Annotated in this window: 14 protein-coding genes; 6 read left to right on the top strand and 8 right to left on the bottom strand. The window is 60.4% G+C overall.

Annotation, left to right across the window (positions count from 1 at the left end; all coding sequences use genetic code 11):
* Positions 1-136 precede the first annotated feature (136 nt).
* The 3 genes from der to ACQZ5K_RS18615 form a co-directional block, all read right to left on the bottom strand.
* The gene (gene der / locus ACQZ5K_RS18625) at positions 137-1,567 is read right to left on the bottom strand and encodes a ribosome biogenesis GTPase Der (protein ID WP_448736508.1); all 1,431 of its coding nucleotides are present in this window, start codon (positions 1,565-1,567) and stop codon (positions 137-139) included.
* Between the two features lie 131 nt (positions 1,568-1,698).
* Complete coding sequence (locus ACQZ5K_RS18620) at positions 1,699-2,370, bottom strand: tetratricopeptide repeat protein (RefSeq protein ID WP_059754238.1); 672 nt, start codon at positions 2,368-2,370, stop codon at positions 1,699-1,701.
* Positions 2,371-2,525: 155 nt separating this feature from the next.
* Positions 2,526-3,110, bottom strand: a complete 585-nt coding sequence (locus ACQZ5K_RS18615) for an NnrU family protein (protein WP_448741083.1) — start codon at positions 3,108-3,110, stop codon at positions 2,526-2,528.
* A gap of 150 nt (positions 3,111-3,260) precedes the next feature.
* On the opposite strand from ACQZ5K_RS18615, the gene ACQZ5K_RS18610 reads away from it, so the two are divergent.
* Positions 3,261-4,244, top strand: a complete 984-nt coding sequence (locus ACQZ5K_RS18610; protein WP_448741082.1) for a polysaccharide deacetylase family protein — start codon at positions 3,261-3,263, stop codon at positions 4,242-4,244.
* A 47-nt stretch (positions 4,245-4,291) separates the two neighbouring features.
* On the opposite strand, the gene sbmA is transcribed toward ACQZ5K_RS18610, so the two are convergent.
* From sbmA to ACQZ5K_RS18590, 4 genes are all read right to left on the bottom strand, one after another.
* A complete protein-coding gene (sbmA, locus tag ACQZ5K_RS18605; RefSeq protein WP_035261556.1) occupies positions 4,292-5,560 on the bottom strand; it encodes a peptide antibiotic transporter SbmA in 1,269 nt (422 codons plus the stop codon).
* Positions 5,561-5,741: 181 nt separating this feature from the next.
* The gene (locus ACQZ5K_RS18600) at positions 5,742-6,932 is read right to left on the bottom strand and encodes an MFS transporter (protein WP_448741081.1); all 1,191 of its coding nucleotides are present in this window, start codon (positions 6,930-6,932) and stop codon (positions 5,742-5,744) included.
* 316 nt (positions 6,933-7,248) lie between these two features.
* The gene (map, locus tag ACQZ5K_RS18595) at positions 7,249-8,001 is read right to left on the bottom strand and encodes a type I methionyl aminopeptidase (protein WP_065655656.1); all 753 of its coding nucleotides are present in this window, start codon (positions 7,999-8,001) and stop codon (positions 7,249-7,251) included.
* Positions 8,002-8,055: 54 nt separating this feature from the next.
* Positions 8,056-9,117 carry an LLM class flavin-dependent oxidoreductase gene (locus tag ACQZ5K_RS18590; protein ID WP_003524232.1) on the bottom strand — a complete coding sequence of 354 codons (1,062 nt, stop codon included), beginning with the start codon at positions 9,115-9,117 and terminating at the stop codon, positions 8,056-8,058.
* A gap of 232 nt (positions 9,118-9,349) precedes the next feature.
* On the opposite strand from ACQZ5K_RS18590, the gene ACQZ5K_RS18585 reads away from it, so the two are divergent.
* The 5 genes from ACQZ5K_RS18585 to ACQZ5K_RS18565 all read left to right on the top strand — a co-directional run bounded on the left by ACQZ5K_RS18585 (position 9,350) and on the right by ACQZ5K_RS18565 (position 16,103).
* Positions 9,350-10,126: a 3-hydroxybutyrate dehydrogenase gene (locus ACQZ5K_RS18585; protein WP_448741080.1), complete on the top strand. Its 777-nt coding sequence runs from the start codon at positions 9,350-9,352 to the stop codon at positions 10,124-10,126.
* A gap of 138 nt (positions 10,127-10,264) precedes the next feature.
* Complete coding sequence (gene xdhA / locus ACQZ5K_RS18580) at positions 10,265-11,734, top strand: xanthine dehydrogenase small subunit (protein ID WP_448741079.1); 1,470 nt, start codon at positions 10,265-10,267, stop codon at positions 11,732-11,734.
* A 3-nt stretch (positions 11,735-11,737) separates the two neighbouring features.
* Positions 11,738-14,077, top strand: coding sequence for a xanthine dehydrogenase molybdopterin binding subunit (xdhB, locus tag ACQZ5K_RS18575; protein WP_448741078.1), 2,340 nt, complete (start codon positions 11,738-11,740; stop codon positions 14,075-14,077).
* A gap of 10 nt (positions 14,078-14,087) precedes the next feature.
* Positions 14,088-14,936, top strand: a complete 849-nt coding sequence (xdhC, locus tag ACQZ5K_RS18570) for a xanthine dehydrogenase accessory protein XdhC (protein ID WP_448741077.1) — start codon at positions 14,088-14,090, stop codon at positions 14,934-14,936.
* Positions 14,937-15,173: 237 nt separating this feature from the next.
* Positions 15,174-16,103, top strand: coding sequence for a LysR substrate-binding domain-containing protein (locus ACQZ5K_RS18565; RefSeq protein ID WP_080851099.1), 930 nt, complete (start codon positions 15,174-15,176; stop codon positions 16,101-16,103).
* Here ACQZ5K_RS18565 and ACQZ5K_RS18560 read toward each other — a convergent pair.
* On the bottom strand, positions 16,079-16,417 hold the full coding sequence (locus tag ACQZ5K_RS18560; RefSeq protein WP_003524238.1) for a hypothetical protein: 339 nt from the start codon (positions 16,415-16,417) through the stop codon (positions 16,079-16,081). The two genes, ACQZ5K_RS18565 and ACQZ5K_RS18560, sit on opposite strands and share 25 nt — an antisense overlap.
* Positions 16,418-16,482 lie beyond the last annotated feature (65 nt).

Here is a 16,482-nt window from a genome sequence, read left to right as displayed (position 1 = left end):
CTTCTCCCCGAGGGGGAGAAGTCCGCGGCAGCGGGATGAGGCCAGCGATATGCGGAGAGCTTGCCCCCTCATCTGCCCCTTCGGGCCATCTTCTCCCCGGCGGGGAGAAGAAAGTTGCCGCAACGCCCGCGTCAGATCACCGCCGCTTCTTCGCCTTGCTCTCAAACGGATTGTCCGAACCCCGATAATGCACACGGATCGGCACGCCCGGCATGTCGAAATCCTTGCGCAGACCGTTCACCAGATAACGCGTATAGCTTTCCGGAATAGCTTCCGGCCGCGTGCAGGAAATCATGAAGGCCGGCGGGCGGGCCTTTACCTGCGTCATATATTTCAGCTTCAGGCGGCGGCCGGAAACGGCCGGTGGCGGATGCTGGGTCGTCTGCGAGTCCAGCCAGCGGTTAAGGCGGGCGGTGGAGATGCGGCGGTTCCAGACCTTGTCGGTATCGATGATGTTCTGCATCAGCCGGTCGAGGCCATAACCCGTCTGGCCGGAAATCGGCACGGCGCGAATGCCGCGCGCCTGCGGCAGCAGACGCTCGGTCTTCTCGCGCAGATCGGCCAGATAGGCCTGCGGGTCTTCGACCAGATCCCATTTATTGAAGGCGAGCACGGCGGCGCGGCCTTCGCGGATGACGAGATCGACGAGCTGCAAATCCTGCTTTTCGAAGGGGATGGTGCTGTCGAACACGATCACCACGGTTTCGGCAAAACGAATGGAGCGCAGCGAATCCGCCACCGAGAGCTTTTCCAGCTTCTCCGTCACCTTGGCCTTGCGGCGCATGCCGGCCGTATCGAACATCTTGATGGTGCGGCCGCGCCAGTCCCATTCGACCGAAATACTGTCGCGGGTAATGCCGGCTTCCGGGCCGGTCAGCAGGCGGTCTTCACCGAGGAAGCGGTTGATCAGCGTCGACTTGCCCGCATTCGGCCGGCCGATAATGGCGACGCGCAGCGGCTTGGTCTCGTCATAAACCGGCTCTTCGTCTTCTTCGTCCTCGCTGCCCGGCTCGCTGCGCGGCAAAACGATATCCGTTTCCGCCTCATCCACATCAGGCGGGAAAGCGACGTCTTCGCCGATTGCCTCGACAATGGCGTCGCGCAGGTCGATCATGCCCTGACCGTGTTCGGCCGAGATCGGGCAAGGGTCACCGAGGCCGAGCGTGAAGGCATCATAGAAACCGGCATCTGAACCGCGCGCTTCGGACTTGTTGGCCACCAGCACCACCGGCTTGCCGCGACGGCGCAGCATTTCGGCCAGCGTCTCGTCGGCCGGCGTCAGACCAGCCTTGGCGTCCACGACAAACAGCGTCACGTCGGCATCGTCGATTGCCGCTTCGGTCTGCGCCCACATGCGGCCCTGAAGCGTTTCCGGCCCGGATTGCTCCAGACCGGCGGTATCGATGATGGTGAAACGCAGGTCGACCAGCTTCGCCTCGCCGGGGCGGCGGTCGCGGGTCACACCCGGCGTATCGTCCACCAGCGCCAGCTTCTTTCCGACGAGACGGTTGAAAAGCGTGGACTTGCCGACATTGGGGCGCCCGACTATGGCGACGGTGAAGCTCATTGATCCTGGTTCCTTAAAGCACGTCTGCCCAAAACGTTACCTGTTTTGGGCAAAGGACATGCGTAAAATAATGAGTTGGATCGCTTTGGCAATGCGGAGAATGCCGGCGCGATCTTTGTCGGGCAGCCGTGTTAGGCAGCCTTGCCCGAAGCGGTGATATTGTCGAGCATGATCTGCGCGCGGTTCGTCACGTTGCGCGGCGCTTGCGCGTCGCCAACGATCTGCTCGAACCATTGTTTGGCCTTGACGAAATCGCCGGCCTTGTAGGCGGCAAGACCCAGCGCCTCACGGGCTGACGCCCGCATGGTCTGGCCTTCCGCGCTCAGCGGCTCGGCCAGTGCGACGACTTGGTCATAGGTGCCGTTATCCACCAGCAGCCACGCCGCGCGCACCTTGGCGGTATCGCGGAAGACCTGCGGTGCGGATGTGTCGTTGCCGATGGCGGTGAAGGCGGCGATGGCGCCGGCCGCATCGCCCTTCTGCGACAGCAGCGTGGCCGAGCGGAACTTCGCCAGAACCGGATAATTGCCGTGACCGGAGGTTTCCAGATCGGCGAAGGCCTTCAGCGCCTCATCCGTCTTGTTGTCCGAAGCAAGCTTCAGCGCCGCAAGGAACTGGTCGCCGGAATTCGAAGCGCGGCTGGTGTTCCAGTATTCGTAGATACCGGCACCAGCGGCGCCGAGAACCACGAGAACGGCCGCACCCACGACCACGATACCGTAACGGCCCCAGAAGCGCGACAGCTGCTCGGAACGGATCTGCTCGTTCACTTCGCGGATAAAGGTATCATTTTCGTTTGCCATCAAATTCTCCGTTACCCGCGCGGAGATCGTCGCCGATCCATCCGTTCGCGGACATACCAAGCCGCTTACCCGGGTCAGCAAAAGCCAGACCGACCGGGTCATGGTCGGCCTTCTAGCCTATTTTGCCTGATATGTAAGGGGGAAACGTTGATTTCCTACAGGACGATGGGCTGAACGCCGATCAACCATTCGTGCAGTTTCAGGATGAAAGCACCCCACAGGACGATGCCGCCGACAATGGCCACCAGATCGTAGCGGCCTGAAACGAAGTCCCGGACCACTTTTTCGCCCACTCGTTCCCGGCGCTTCAGCGAAATCCGCATCACCACGCCCCAGGCAAGGAACGATGCGAAAAGAAGGATCGAAGACGTCTCACCATTGGCCAGAAGATGCGCAAGCGCCCAGATTTTAACCGAGAGGATGAGCGGATGTTTCGTCTTCACTGCGATGTGGCCAGCCGGTATGAGGCTGGCGATAAGACAGATCATCGCCGGCAGCATCAGGGTCACGGCGAGATGGCTCGTCCAGACAGGCGGATACCACAACATTCCGGTTTCCTGCCGCGCTTCGCCGAAGGCATAGATGACGAGGCCGAGCGTGATGAGGCTGACGAGGGAATAGACGCCCTTGAAGGGGCCTTCCCCCATCGCCGCGATCATCCGCGCGCGAAATTGCGGTGCGACCACCTTCAAAAGATGGGTCAGCAGGAACAAGGCAAGACAGAGTGCGAGAAAAAGCATGAAACACGGTCCCCCGGGTGGAACGAAGCGGCCCTATCACCGCAAGCTGCAACAGGAATTAGGCCGAAAGTCACGAAAACGCCAGACTATTCAAAGCTTCGCCTTATTCCACCCGCAAAAGGCCACGGTGTTTCATATGACGGATAACTGATGTTTCGCTCACTTGCCGCTTTTTCCCTGTCGCTTCTCGCCGCCCTTCCCGCTTTTGCCGAAGAGGCCGAGAAGCCGAAGCAGCTCGTCATCGTCTCCTTCGACGGTGCGGGCGACAACTCGCTGTGGGAAAGAAGCCGGGCGACGGGCAAGCAAGTCGGCGCGCATTTTACCTATTTCCTGGCCTGCACGCTGGTGATGGACAGGAAGACCAGCGCCAAGACCTATCAGGGACCCGGCCAGAAGGCGGGTCGCTCCAATGTCGGTTTCGGCCAGTCGCCGGAAGAGGTGGAGGCAAGGCTCAGAAACATCTGGGCCGCCTATCGCGAGGGTCACGAAATCGGCAACCACACCTGCGGCCATTTCGATGGCGGGCAATGGACCGCCGAACAATGGGACGGCGAATTCACCACCTTCACCAGCACGCTGGAAAACGCCTGGCAGATGATCGGCAAGAAGGGCGAGGAACCTGAAGGCTGGCGCGAGATGGTGAAAAAGATCAATGGTTTCCGCGCGCCCTATCTCTCGCAGGGGCCGGCGCTGACCGAAGCGCAGAAAAAGCACCGTTTCGTTTATGACGCCACCAGCATCACCAAGGGGCCGGAATGGCCGGTGGAGCGCGACGGCATAGAGCATTTCGGCCTGCCGCTCATTCCCGAAGGTCCGGGCAACCGCCCGATCATCGCCATGGACTACAACCTCTTCATCCGCCACTCCATCGGCGTCGAAACGCCGGATCGTTCGAAGGAATTCGAGGAACGCGCCTATACGGCCTTCCGCAATGCATTCGACAGGCAATATAATGGCGAGCGCATTCCGCTGCAGATGGGCTTTCACTTCGTGAAGATGAATGGCGGCGCCTATTGGAACGCCTATGAGCGGCTTCTGCGCGAAGTCTGCGGCAGGCAGGATGTCGCCTGTGTGAGCTATGCCGAGGCGATGCCGATGATCGAGGCGCGGAAGAAGCAGAAGACCGAGGGCTGAATCTTCTCAGCTAATGAAAAAGGCGGCCAATCGACCGCCTTTTTTCGTCAGGGCTTGTTGGCCGCCAGCTCGCCGGCTTCCGCTTCGCGCTGAAGATAGCGCTCGTCAATATCCGGCAGGGGCTTGTCGTCGATCGCGGCCTCGAAGGCCACAAGACGTTTGTGGATGGACAGCAGCTCGATGATCGTGGTCCATGAATTGACCAGATACTGGAACGAATTGCTGACCTGACCGAAGGCCGTGGCGATCTGCTGGTAGATACCATAGGTGATCTTACCCGCCACGATGGTCGGAACGAGCATCAGAAGCAGGAACACCGCATCGGCCTGAATGTAGAAATACCGTGCGACGTTGAAATAGAGATAGTGCCAGTACATGCGGAAATAATTCTTCCGCACATTGGAGTAGAGTTCCTTGACTGTCGGCGGCTGGGCGCGGTCGGCGTGGTCCTCGCCATAGACGAGCTCCTTGCGGTAGGCGGCTTCCACGCGCTGGTTGCGGAAGTTCAGGCCGGGCAGTTTGATGCCGACTGTCGCCAGAAGCACCGTACCGAAGATGGACCAGACGATTGCCAGCCAGAACAACGCATGCGGCACTTCACCGAGGATCGGCAATTCCGAGACATAGGACGACAGCGCAAACAGGATCGGCAGGAAGACGACGAGCGTCATCACCGAATTGATGAGCGTAATACCCAACCCCTCAAGCGTTGAGGAGAACCGCATCGTATCTTCCTGAACGCGCTGGGACGCACCTTCGATGTGACGCAGCTTTTCCCACTTCGACATGTAGAAGTCGTTCATCGCGGTTCGCCAGCGGAAGATATAATGGCTGGTGAAGAAATCCGTCAGGATCGAAACCGCCATGCTGAGAAAGGCGATTTTGGCGAAGACGATCTGAAGGCTGTAGAAATCCCAGACCTCGATACCCGGCTGTTTCGAAAGGGCATTTTGCAGAAGATCGCCGAAAGGCCGCCGGAAATTGTTGATGACGACGGAAATCTGAACGCCGAAATAGGTGACCGCGATAATCAGCAGCGATCCCCAGATGGACCAGAATTTCCACGGATGATCCTTGGCGATAACGGTCCACACGCCGCCGAACGCCGCCAGACACAATGCGAGATAGGCGTAAAAGAACAGGTTAGCCGGGACCAGGAAGTAGCTGAGATCGTAGGGTTCCTGTTCAGGCATTACATAGCCCCAAGACCGACCTAACCCTTCAACGATGAAGTACCATCCGAGAATGGCGAAAAAAGCCCAGATAATGGCCGACGTGAAGAAGATTTTCGGTTTGGGAAAGAAGGAATGAAACACGTTTCGAACTCACGCGCGTTTGAAATCAGCCATTATTGGCGAAGCACTTATTGGCCCGAACCTAGGGCAGAAATTTGTGCACAGCAATGAAGAAGCGTCGACCTTAACAAGATGTAAGGCGCGTGCGACGGACAATCCCCAAGGGAAACACCGGATGAAAGGCAGGAAAGACGGCCCCAGCCTAGCGCCGCCGCTCCGTCGCGAGCACCGGCAGCATCAGCAGAATGCTGACGACGAGCACGGCGGAAGCGAGAATGCTGGGCGCGGTAAAACTTCCCGTTACCTCGGCAATCCAGCCCGCGGCAAGCGGCCCGACAATCTGCCCCGTGCCGAAAGCGGCCGTCATCAGCGCAAAGGCGCGACGCGGGCTCGGCCCGGCAAATTCCCGGCCGAGCTGCAGGCCATAAGCGGTGATGACCATGAAGGTCAGCCCGAGAAGCAGGCCTCCGGCGAGAACACCCGGCACCGGCGGCAGCATGACGGAAGCGAAAACACCGACGGCTTCGACGGCAAGCACGATGACGAAGGCGCGTTTCAGCCCCTGCGATTTCAAGACCGGTTTCCAGAGGAAAAGCGAAATGGCGGCGGCGCAGCCGGTGATGAACCAGACCAGAAACTCCACGAAAGCACCGGCTGCGGCCATGCGGGCAATCGCCACGATGAAGGTGGCGGTGATGACGTAACCGAAACCGAAAAGCCCATAGGCCAGCGTCGTCAGGAAGAGCGGCCGCGTCCAGTTGAGCGGCGGCTCCGCCACCGAGGATGCATGTCGCGGCGGGCCTGCGGGCAGCACCCGCCAGACGAGAATGAATGTGATGAAGGAAAAGACAGCACCTGCGATCCACTCCTCCCGCCATGAGGAACCGCCGCCGTCAAAAACGACGCCGATCAGATAGACCGCAAGCGAGGAGATCGCGATGCCCGCACCGACGCCGCCATAATGCAACGCCTGAACGCTGTCCCTGCCCGCCTTGACGGCATGGCCGATAACGATCTGCGAGGTGAAGATCATGGTCAGCGCGCTGGCGACACCGGCCAGAAACCGGATGACGGTGAAGGCCGCGACGGAATTGAAAGCCGCCATGGCAAGCAACAGTGCCCCGGTGGAAAACAGGCCGCAAAGCGCCACCAGCCGTTCCCGCCCCGAACCCCACGAATAGGCTGCGAGAACCGCCCCGGCCAGATAACCGGCGAAATTCCCGGCCGCCACGATCCCCGCATCCCCCGCCGAAAGCGGAACATCCGCCATCATGCCGGGCAGAATGGGGGTGAAGGAAAAGCGGCCGAAACCCATGGCGGAGGCCATCATCAACGCCCCGGAAAATCCAAGTGCGGTCAGATGTCTGGCGGAAAGTGGCTTGTCGATGCTCATGCATGGCTTATCGCAACGGGGCGGATAAGGGACAAGCGAGTTATTTTGATCGGCGTTATAAGCGGTCGTTATCGGTTCAAGACCTAAGGTGAAGGATACCGCGCCGCGCCTTCCAACCCTCATTCCTGTGCTTGTCACAGGAATCCAGCCGCCGCGCGTCCGCGCGGCGAAAAGACTCCTTTCAGCTCAAGGACTTGGGCTGGCTGGATCCCTGCGACAAGCACAGGGATGAGGAGATGGAAGAGTTTTGAATACGGCAAGTCCGCACTGCTGGGCGGGCTATGCGTCTGCCATCGCAAACGTCTGCAATGCTCCCTCACTCAGCCAGCGTCAGCACCAGCGGCCCGTTCTTGGTCGCAACCACGGTATGCTCATACTGCACCGTCGGCGCGCTCGGATCGCTATAGAGCGTCCATGGATCGTCATCGCCGTCTTCGGCCCAATAGGCGCCCGTCGAGAGAAACGGCTCGACGGTGAACACCATGCCTTCCTGCATGATGCGCCGCTCGTCCTTGTCCGGCCAGGTCGCCAGTTCCTTCGGCTCCTCGTGCAGCGAGCGGCCGATACCGTGGCTGGCGAGATTGGTGATCAGCGTATAGCGGTTCTTCTTGGCAAAGGCGCCGATGGCATTGCCGATATCGGCGAAAGGCCGGCCGGTTTTCACCTGCTGCAGGCCCGTCCACATGGCGCGTTTGCCATCGCGGCACAGCCGCTCGATGTCCTTCTTCACCGGCGGCACGGCGAAAGACGAGCCGGTATCGCCGAAAAAGCCGTTCTTCACCGCCGAGACATCGATATTGACGAGGTCGCCCGCCTTGATGATGCGCGGCCCCGGAATGCCATGAGCCACTTCCTCATTGACGCTGATGCAGGTCGCGCCGGGAAACTTGTAGCAGAATTCCGGCGCCGATTGCGCACCGTTATCTTCCAGCACCTTGCGGCCGATGGCATCCAGCTCGGCCGTGGTGATGCCGGGTTCCAGCGCGTCCGCCATGGTCTGCATCGCGACGGCGCACAAACGGCCGATGTCCTTCAGCAGAACCAGTTCTTCTTCGGTGGAAATGACCATGTCTCTGTCCGTCGTTCTGTATGGCGGGTCTCAAAACGCCCGCCTTGGCAATCATCAGGCCGTGGCTTTCACCGGATCGGCGCTCCCCGTCAATTCTTTTCTGACGATCGGGGCGACTTTCGTACCATAAAGCTCGATGCCGCGCATGATCTGATCGTGCGGCATCAGGCCGATGGCCATCTGCAGCAGGAAGCGGTCATTCCTGAACACGCCATGCGCCTTGATGATCTTTTCCGCCACCAGCTCCGGCTCGCCAAGGAAGAGATTGCCCTCCGGCCCACGCGCCGCATCGAAATGCGCACGGTTCGTTGGCCCCCAGCCGCGCTCGCGGCCAATGCGGTTCATCACTTCCGCCTGCGGCCCGTAAAACTGGTCGGCCGCCTTGTCGGTGGTGTCAGCGATGAAGCCGTGCACATTGATGCTGGTGCGCAGTTTCGTTTTCTCCTGACCCGCCCGTCGTGCTGCCTCGTGGTAGAGATCGAACAGCGGTGCGAAGCGGCGATATTCCCCGCCGATGATGGCAAGCGCCACCGGCAGCCCCATGGCGCCAGCCCGCGCCACCGATTGCGGCGTGCCGCCAACGGCGATCCAGACGGGCAGACGCTCCTGCAACGGACGCGGATAGACGCCGCGCCCGTTAATGGCAGGGTGCTTGGTGCCGGACCAGGTGACGATTTCCTGCTCCCGCAGCGCCAAAAGCAGATCGAGCTTTTCGGCGAAGAGCACATCGTAATCCTCGAGATCGTAACCGAACAGCGGATAGGATTCGATGAAGGACCCGCGCCCCGCCATGATTTCGGCGCGACCGTTCGAGAGGAGATCGACGGTCGAAAACTGCTGGAACACCCGCACCGGATCGTCCGAACTCAGCACCGAAACGGCGCTAGTCAGGCGAATATTCTTCGTCTTCACCGCCGCCGCAGCGAGCACGGTGGAGGGTGAGGAGACGACATAGTCCGGACGGTGATGCTCCCCGAGGCCAAAGACATCGAGCCCGACCTGATCGGCAAGCTCGATCTCTTCGATGAGTTCCCGCAGCCGGCGCGCGCCTTCCGGCCCACGGCCATCGGCGGGGTTGGGATTGACATCCGCGAATGTGTAAAGACCGAGTTCCATAGATGATACCTCTGTTTGCTTGCCTCAGAGATAGGGACGGAAGCCCCGGCAGGCAAATGCAGAATCTGGCGCAAAATCTGGATGCTTAGCTTCGAAAAAATGGATGGGCGCGGCCCGTTTCACCGCGCAACCGAACTCCCCCGAAATGGCGCCCTAAATGGCGATTGCCAGCCCGCCCCCTTTGGGCATACCTTGCTTAAACATGTGCGAAGTAATGCAAAAAGGGGAAAGCATGCATCGGACAGTTATCGTGACGGGCTCTACAAGCGGTATCGGCCTTGCGATTGCGCAGCGATTTGCGCGGGAGGGCGCCAATATTGTGCTGAACGGTTTCGGCGATGAGGACGAGATCGAAAAACTTCGCCTTTTGCTGGAAGCGGAAAGCGGCGGGCGCGTGCTTTATCACCCCGCGGACATGACGAAACCGGACGAGGTCGCCGATCTCATTCAATCCTCGCACGAAAAACTCGGCTCGGTGGATGTGCTCGTCAACAATGCCGGCATCCAGCATATCGCGCCCATCGAGGAGTTTCCGACGGAAAAATGGGACTGGATCATCGCCATCAATCTGACCAGTTCCTTCCATACCATGCGGGCTGCGATACCGCTGATGAAGAAGGCCGGCAAAGGCCGTATCATCAACATCGCATCCGCCCACGGTCTCGTCGCCTCGCCGTTCAAATCAGCCTATGTGGCGGCCAAGCACGGCATCATGGGCCTGACGAAGACGGCAGCGCTCGAGCTCGCGCAGACCGGGGTTACCGTCAACGCCATCTGTCCGGGTTATGTGCTCACCCCGCTCGTCGAAAAGCAGATACCGGAAATGGCCAAGGTGCGCGGCATCAGCGAAGAAGCGGTGAAGAACGACGTGATGCTGGAGCTGCAGGCAACCAAGCAGTTCGTCACCGTCGATGACGTGGCAGCCGCCGCGCTGTTTCTGGCAAGCGACGCGGCAAGCAACATCACCGGTACCCATATTTCCGTCGACGGCGGCTGGACGGCGCAATAATTGCCGAAATTTATTTCCGTTTTGGAAACAATGAATTGCCAAAACGGAAATCGATATACGCCTGCGGGCGTGCATATGATGCGCAGGGATAATGACAAGAAACCGGCTCGGCAGCCGGTCAAAAAAGCAGGGCATTGCATGAACGACGCGATCAGCTTCATCCTCAACAGCGAAACCATCTCGCTGAAGGATTTCGGACCGACAGACACGCTTCTCGATTATCTCCGCATCAGCAAGCGGTTGACCGGGACCAAGGAAGGTTGCGCCGAAGGCGATTGCGGCGCCTGCACGGTGCTGGTCGGGCGGCTGCTGGACGGTTCGCTGCGTTATGAGAGCGTCAATGCCTGCATCCGCTTTTTAGGTTCGCTGCACGGCACCCATATCGTGACGGTCGAGCATCTGGCCGCGCGCGACGGCACGCTTCACCCCGTGCAGCAGGCGATGGTGGATTTCCACGGCTCGCAATGCGGTTTCTGCACGCCGGGCTTCATCATGTCGCTTTACGGCCTCTGGCTTTCCAGTGAAAACCCCGGCCGCGCCGACATCGAAAAGGCGCTGCAAGGCAATCTCTGTCGATGCACGGGTTATGAGCCGATCGTGCGCGCCGCCGAAAAGATCGCCGCTGCCCGCCCGAGCGCCCTCTTCGACCCGCTGCAACGGGACCGCACCGATATCATGGCAAGGCTCTGGGCGATCCGCGCCAATGAAACGATCACCGTCACCCACGGCGAGGACCGCACCATCATTCCGGCGACACTGGCCGAACTGACCGAGATTTACGCTGCTGAGCCGAAGGCGACCATCGTGGCCGGCTCCACCGATGTCGGCCTGTGGGTAACGAAGCAGATGCGGGCGCTGAACCCGGTCATCTTCATCAACAATCTCGGGGATCTGCAAACCATCGCCGTAGATGAGGACGGCGTGACACTCGGTGCCGGCGTCACCTACAGCCAGGCTTTCAAGACCATTGCGGAACGCTTCCCGCCGCTTGCCCGGCTGTTCGACCGTCTCGGCGGCGAGCAGGTGCGCAATATGGGCACCATCGGCGGCAATATCGCCAACGGTTCGCCCATCGGCGACACGCCTCCGGCGCTGATCGCGCTCGGGGCGACGCTGACCTTGCGATCCTCCTCCGGTAACCGCAGCCTGCCGCTGGAAAGCTATTTCATCGACTATGGCAAACAGGACCGGCTGAGCGGCGAATTCGTCGAAAAGATCTTCATCCCGTTCCGGAAGCCGGAAAGCAGCTATGCCGTCTACAAGATTTCCAAACGCCGCGACGAGGATATTTCCGCGCTCTGCGGCGCTTTCAACCTGACGCTCGATGCCGACGGCGCGGTCGAAGACATCCGCATCGCCTTCGGCGGCATGGCCGGCACGCCGAAACGCGCCGCGCATCTGGAGGCAGCCCTTCTCGGCAAGCCCTGGCGCCAGGAAACGATCGATGCGGCGCGCGATGTGCTGGACGAGGATTTCACCCCGCTGACCGACTGGCGGGCGACTGCCGAATATCGGCAACTGACGGCCAAGAACCTGCTGACGCGGTTTTTCCTCGAGACTTCGGGGCAAAAGCAGGAACTTGTGCGTTTTGTACTGGAGGAGGCTTGAACCATGGACACCACAAGCTTCGACAAGACCAAAACCGAAATCGACGGCCCGATGCACGCTTCGCTCTGGCACGATTCCGCCCATAAGCATGTGACGGGCAGCGCCGAATATATCGACGATATTCCCGAACCCGCCGGACTGATCCACGGCGCTCTCGGCCTTTCTGACCGGGCACATGCCGAAATCGTCTCGATGGACCTCTCGGAAGTGGAAAAAACACCCGGCGTGCTCTGGGTCATGGTTGCCAAGGACGTGCCCGGCGAAAACGACATCTCTTCCGGCGGCCGTCACGACGAGCCGCTGCTTGCCGAAACCAAGGTGGAATTTCACGGCCAGCCGATCTTCGCGGTTTTTGCCGAAACCCGCGATATCGCCAGAAAGGCGGCCCGCAAGGCGAAGATCACCTATAAGGACCTGCCGCATTTCACCGATATCGATACGGCGATTGAAAATGGCGGCGCGCTCGTTATCGATCCGATGACACTCAAGCGTGGCGATGCCAAGCTGGAAATGGATGTTGCGCCCCGCCGCCTCACCGGCACGATGCGGATCGGCGGGCAGGAGCATTTTTATCTCGAAAGCCACATCGCGATGGCCGTGCCGGGCGAGGATGACGAGGTAACGCTGTGGAGCTCCACCCAGCATCCAAGCGAAATCCAGCACATCGTCAGCCATATGCTTCAGGTCCCGTCCAACGCCGTCACGGTGCAGGTGCGCCGCATGGGCGGCGGTTTCGGCGGCAAGGAAACGCAGGGCAACCAGTTCGCCGCCCTCTGCGCCATCGCCGCCAAGAAGCTGAACCGGACCGTGAAAATCCGCCCCGACCGCGACGAGGACATGACGGCCACCGGCAAACGCCACGATTTCCGCGTCGATTACGAGCTTGGCTTCGACGAGGAAGGCCGTATCCACGCCGTCGACGCCACCTATGCCGCCCGCTGCGGCTTTTCCTCCGATCTTTCCGGCCCGGTGACGGACCGCGCGCTGTTTCACGCTGATTCCAGCTATTTCTACCCGCATGTGCATCTCACCTCGCGGCCGCTGAAAACCCACACCGTCTCCAACACCGCCTTTCGCGGTTTCGGCGGCCCGCAGGGCATGCTGGGCGCGGAACGTTTCATCGAGGAAATCGCCTATGCGGTGGGCAAGGACCCGCTCGATATCCGCAAGCTGAATTTCTACGGCGAGATCGGCTCGGGCCGCACCACGACGCCCTATCATCAGGAGGTCGAGGACAATATCATCGCCCGCATCGTCGAGGAGCTGGAAACCTCCAGCGACTATCGCGCGCGACGCGAGGCGATCATCGAGTTCAACAAAACGAGCCCGATCATCCGCAAGGGCATCGCGCTCACCCCAGTCAAATTCGGCATCTCCTTCACCATGACCGCCTTCAATCAGGCCGGCGCTCTGGTGCATATCTATAATGACGGCTCCATCCACCTGAACCATGGCGGCACCGAAATGGGTCAGGGCCTCTACACCAAGGTGGCGCAGGTGGTGGCCGATGCCTTCCAGGTGGATATCGGCCGGGTGAAGATCACAGCCACGACCACGGGCAAAGTGCCGAATACCTCGGCCACCGCCGCCTCCTCCGGTACGGACCTTAACGGCATGGCGGCCTATGACGCCGCCCGCCAGATCCGCGAAAGGCTGGTCAAATTCGCCGCCGAGAACTGGAACGTGCCGGAAGAAGAGGTCGTCTTCCTGCCGAACCGGGTGCGCATCGGCCTTGAGGAAATCGCCTTCAATGATTTCATCAAAAAGGCCTATTTCGCCCGCGTGCAGCTTTCCGCCGCCGGTTTTTACAAGACGCCGAAAATCCACTGGGATCGCGCCGCCGGTCGCGGCACGCCATTTTATTATTTCGCCTATGGCGCGGCCTGCTCGGAAGTGTCGATCGATACGCTCACCGGCGAATATATGATGGAGCGCACCGATATCCTCCACGATGTCGGCAAGTCGCTGAACCCGGCCATCGATATCGGCCAGATCGAGGGCGCCTTCGTGCAGGGCATGGGCTGGCTGACGACCGAGGAATTATGGTGGGATGGCAAGGGACGGCTGCGCACCCATGCGCCCTCCACCTACAAGATTCCGCTCGCCTCCGACCGGCCGAAGAGCTTTAACGTCAAGCTGGCGGAATGGGCGGAAAATGCCGAACCCACCATCGGCCGTTCCAAGGCCGTGGGCGAACCGCCCTTCATGCTGGCGATCTCTGTTCTCGAAGCCCTCTCCATGGCCGTCGCCTCCGTTGCCGATTACAAGGTTTGCCCGCGCCTCGATGCACCGGCAACGCCCGAGCGGGTGCTGATGGCGGTGGAACGGCTGAAGAAGGTGTGAGGGGAGACCCATGACTTCCCTCTCCAGCTTCCTCACGCAATATCCAGCCACGATCCTCGTGGAAATCGAGGCAGTGAAAGGGTCCTCGCCGCGTGAGGCCGGAACCTTCATGCTGGTCTCGCAAGACGGCCTGTGGGAAACCATTGGCGGCGGGCAGTTCGAATATATGGCCATGGACCACGCCCGGGCGATGCTGCGGAGCGGTTCTACCGAAGACCGCATGGATATTCCGCTGGGCCCGGAAATCGGCCAGTGCTGCGGCGGCCGCACCCTGCTCCGGTTCCGGCTGATAACGGCGGAAATCGCGGCAGCGCTGGAGGCGAGAGTGAAGGGCGAGGCCGAGCAACAGCCCTCCGTCTTCATTTTCGGCGCGGGCCATGTCGGGAAGGCACTGGCCGAGGCGCTGTCGCTGCTGCCCCTGACGCTGACAGTGGTGGAAACGCGGGAAAACGAACTGCACGATCTTCCAGTGAACGTCGCATCCGTGCTGACCCCCATGCCGGAGGCGCTCGTCGCGAAAATTCCGGCAAATGGCGCGGCCATCATCGTCACCCACGATCACGCGCTCGATTTCCTCATCGCGAAGGAAGCGCTTGCCCGCGACGATCTCGCCTATGTCGGCATGATCGGCTCGAAGACCAAACGCGCCACCTTCGCCCATTGGCTGGAGCGGGAGGGAGAGCCCCTGTCCCGCCTTGCAAAGCTCATCCTGCCCATCGGCGGCAACAGCGTCAGGGACAAGCGGCCTGCGATCATAGCGGCCCTTGTGGCAGCCGAGTTGCTGCAAGCAATTTCCGCTGCCGAAACCCGTCGCAGCGAAAATCGACACGGCCATCCTCAAGGCCAAGATCACGCCTGAGCCCATCCGGCAGGCTTTCATCCGCCAGATTGTCCGGTGCAATGCTTTCAAGGGTAAACCGTTCCGCTCTCCGCAGGCCCGCACGCAGGCGGGACCACGCGCGCAAGAGTGCTGTGCGCATGTTCGTCTCCATTCAAAAATGTCAGAAGCTCAGTTGATGAATTGAGCTAAAAATGCTCTGTTTTCCGGAGAAAAACCAATGAAACCTTCGGCAATTGGCATAAAGAGAACTTATCCATGAAAATGTCCCGCCAGTTTCCCCTCAATGCCCTGCGGGTGTTCGAAGCTGCCGCAAGGCATCTGAGCTTCACCAAGGCCGGCGAAGAGCTGGGCATGACCCAGACGGCGGTGAGCTATCAGGTGAAACTGCTGGAGGAGAATATCGGCGAGCCGCTCTTCATCAGAAAGGCGCGGCAGGTCTCGCTGACGGAGGCCGGGCAGAAACTTGCGCCGAAAGTCGCGGAAGCCTTCAACAATCTGCGGGAGGCCGTCGACAATGTGCGCGACACGTCCGACGCGACCCTGACAATCCATTCCACCGCTACCTTCGCCTCACGCTGGCTTTCGCGGCATCTGGGTGCTTTCCAGCTTGAACATCCCTCGATTGCCGTGCGGCTCGACACATCAAGCGCATTGATCGATTTTTCCCAGTCGGACTGCGATGTCGCCATTCGCTGGAGCAAAGATAACGGCAAAGGGCTGATCTACCATCAACTGCTGCGTGGCGTTTACACGCCGATGCTGCATCCGGGCCTTGCCGACAGCATCGGCGGATTGCACAAGCCGGAAGACCTGCTGCGCCTGCGCATCATCGATCCCGGCGACATCTGGTGGAGCCAATGGTTTCGGGAAGTGGGTGTTGAAAATCCCGGCCTCGACCGTTATCCCCGCAGCCGCCTCAATGTGCAGGCCTTCGAAGCCGCCGCCGCAATTGCCAGCCAGGGGGTGGCCATGCTCACCCCGGAACTCTATGCCGATGAGATTGCGCTCGGCCGCCTGTATCAACCCTTCGAGCACCTCAGCAGCGAAGGAAAGAACTATTGGCTGGTCTACCCCGAAAACCGCCGGAACATTCGCAAGATCAGGCTGTTCCGCGACTGGATATTGAAGCGGATCGAGGAAAGCCGGCCGCAGCAACTGCCTCAAAACCCCATGTCCGGCGCATAAAAACAGCGCGGCGTGTCCTCATCCGGAAACAGGCAGAGATGATATTCGCCATCCTCGGATCGTCTTGCCTCGCGCTGCGACCAGTTGAAGACATGGCGTCGCGTGACCATGCGGTGATCGCCGGGTGCGAGCGAGACCTCGTAACCGTCAGGCGTGACACGAACACTGCGCGTGGGAATCATCTGGCAGTCGCCGGTTTCGGCGTCGCCATTGCAGCAATAGCTTTCATATTTGAACCCCTTGTGGGATTCATGGGCAAGCGCGGTGGCGCTGAACGCCAGAGATAAGAAGAGGACCGTCAGAACAAGGCGCATCGGCATGGTCTCCGTTGAAACAACGGCGGCTGCCGGAAGATCATTGCGTCCCTTTATTCAAATTT

The organism is Agrobacterium sp. 22-226-1 (genome assembly GCF_053522345.1).
The sequence above is the reverse complement of the archived record's forward strand: the minus strand, read 5'-3'. Positions and strand labels throughout refer to the sequence as shown.

Excerpts from the sequence above, each read along its gene's own strand:
- xdhC (WP_448741077.1), top strand. The coding sequence starts at position 14,088 with ATGACTTCCCTCTCCAGCTTCCTCACGCAATATCCAGCCACGATCCTC.
- ACQZ5K_RS18600 (WP_448741081.1), bottom strand. The coding sequence starts at position 6,932 with ATGAGCATCGACAAGCCACTTTCCGCCAGACATCTGACCGCACTTGGA.
- ACQZ5K_RS18565 (WP_080851099.1), top strand. The coding sequence starts at position 15,174 with ATGAAAATGTCCCGCCAGTTTCCCCTCAATGCCCTGCGGGTGTTCGAA.
- ACQZ5K_RS18560 (WP_003524238.1), bottom strand. The coding sequence starts at position 16,417 with ATGCGCCTTGTTCTGACGGTCCTCTTCTTATCTCTGGCGTTCAGCGCC.
- xdhB (WP_448741078.1), top strand. The coding sequence starts at position 11,738 with ATGGACACCACAAGCTTCGACAAGACCAAAACCGAAATCGACGGCCCG.
- der (WP_448736508.1), bottom strand. The coding sequence starts at position 1,567 with ATGAGCTTCACCGTCGCCATAGTCGGGCGCCCCAATGTCGGCAAGTCC.
- ACQZ5K_RS18615 (WP_448741083.1), bottom strand. The coding sequence starts at position 3,110 with ATGCTTTTTCTCGCACTCTGTCTTGCCTTGTTCCTGCTGACCCATCTT.
- ACQZ5K_RS18610 (WP_448741082.1), top strand. The coding sequence starts at position 3,261 with ATGTTTCGCTCACTTGCCGCTTTTTCCCTGTCGCTTCTCGCCGCCCTT.
- xdhA (WP_448741079.1), top strand. The coding sequence starts at position 10,265 with ATGAACGACGCGATCAGCTTCATCCTCAACAGCGAAACCATCTCGCTG.
- map (WP_065655656.1), bottom strand. The coding sequence starts at position 8,001 with ATGGTCATTTCCACCGAAGAAGAACTGGTTCTGCTGAAGGACATCGGC.
- ACQZ5K_RS18585 (WP_448741080.1), top strand. The coding sequence starts at position 9,350 with ATGCATCGGACAGTTATCGTGACGGGCTCTACAAGCGGTATCGGCCTT.
- ACQZ5K_RS18590 (WP_003524232.1), bottom strand. The coding sequence starts at position 9,117 with ATGGAACTCGGTCTTTACACATTCGCGGATGTCAATCCCAACCCCGCC.
- ACQZ5K_RS18620 (WP_059754238.1), bottom strand. The coding sequence starts at position 2,370 with ATGGCAAACGAAAATGATACCTTTATCCGCGAAGTGAACGAGCAGATC.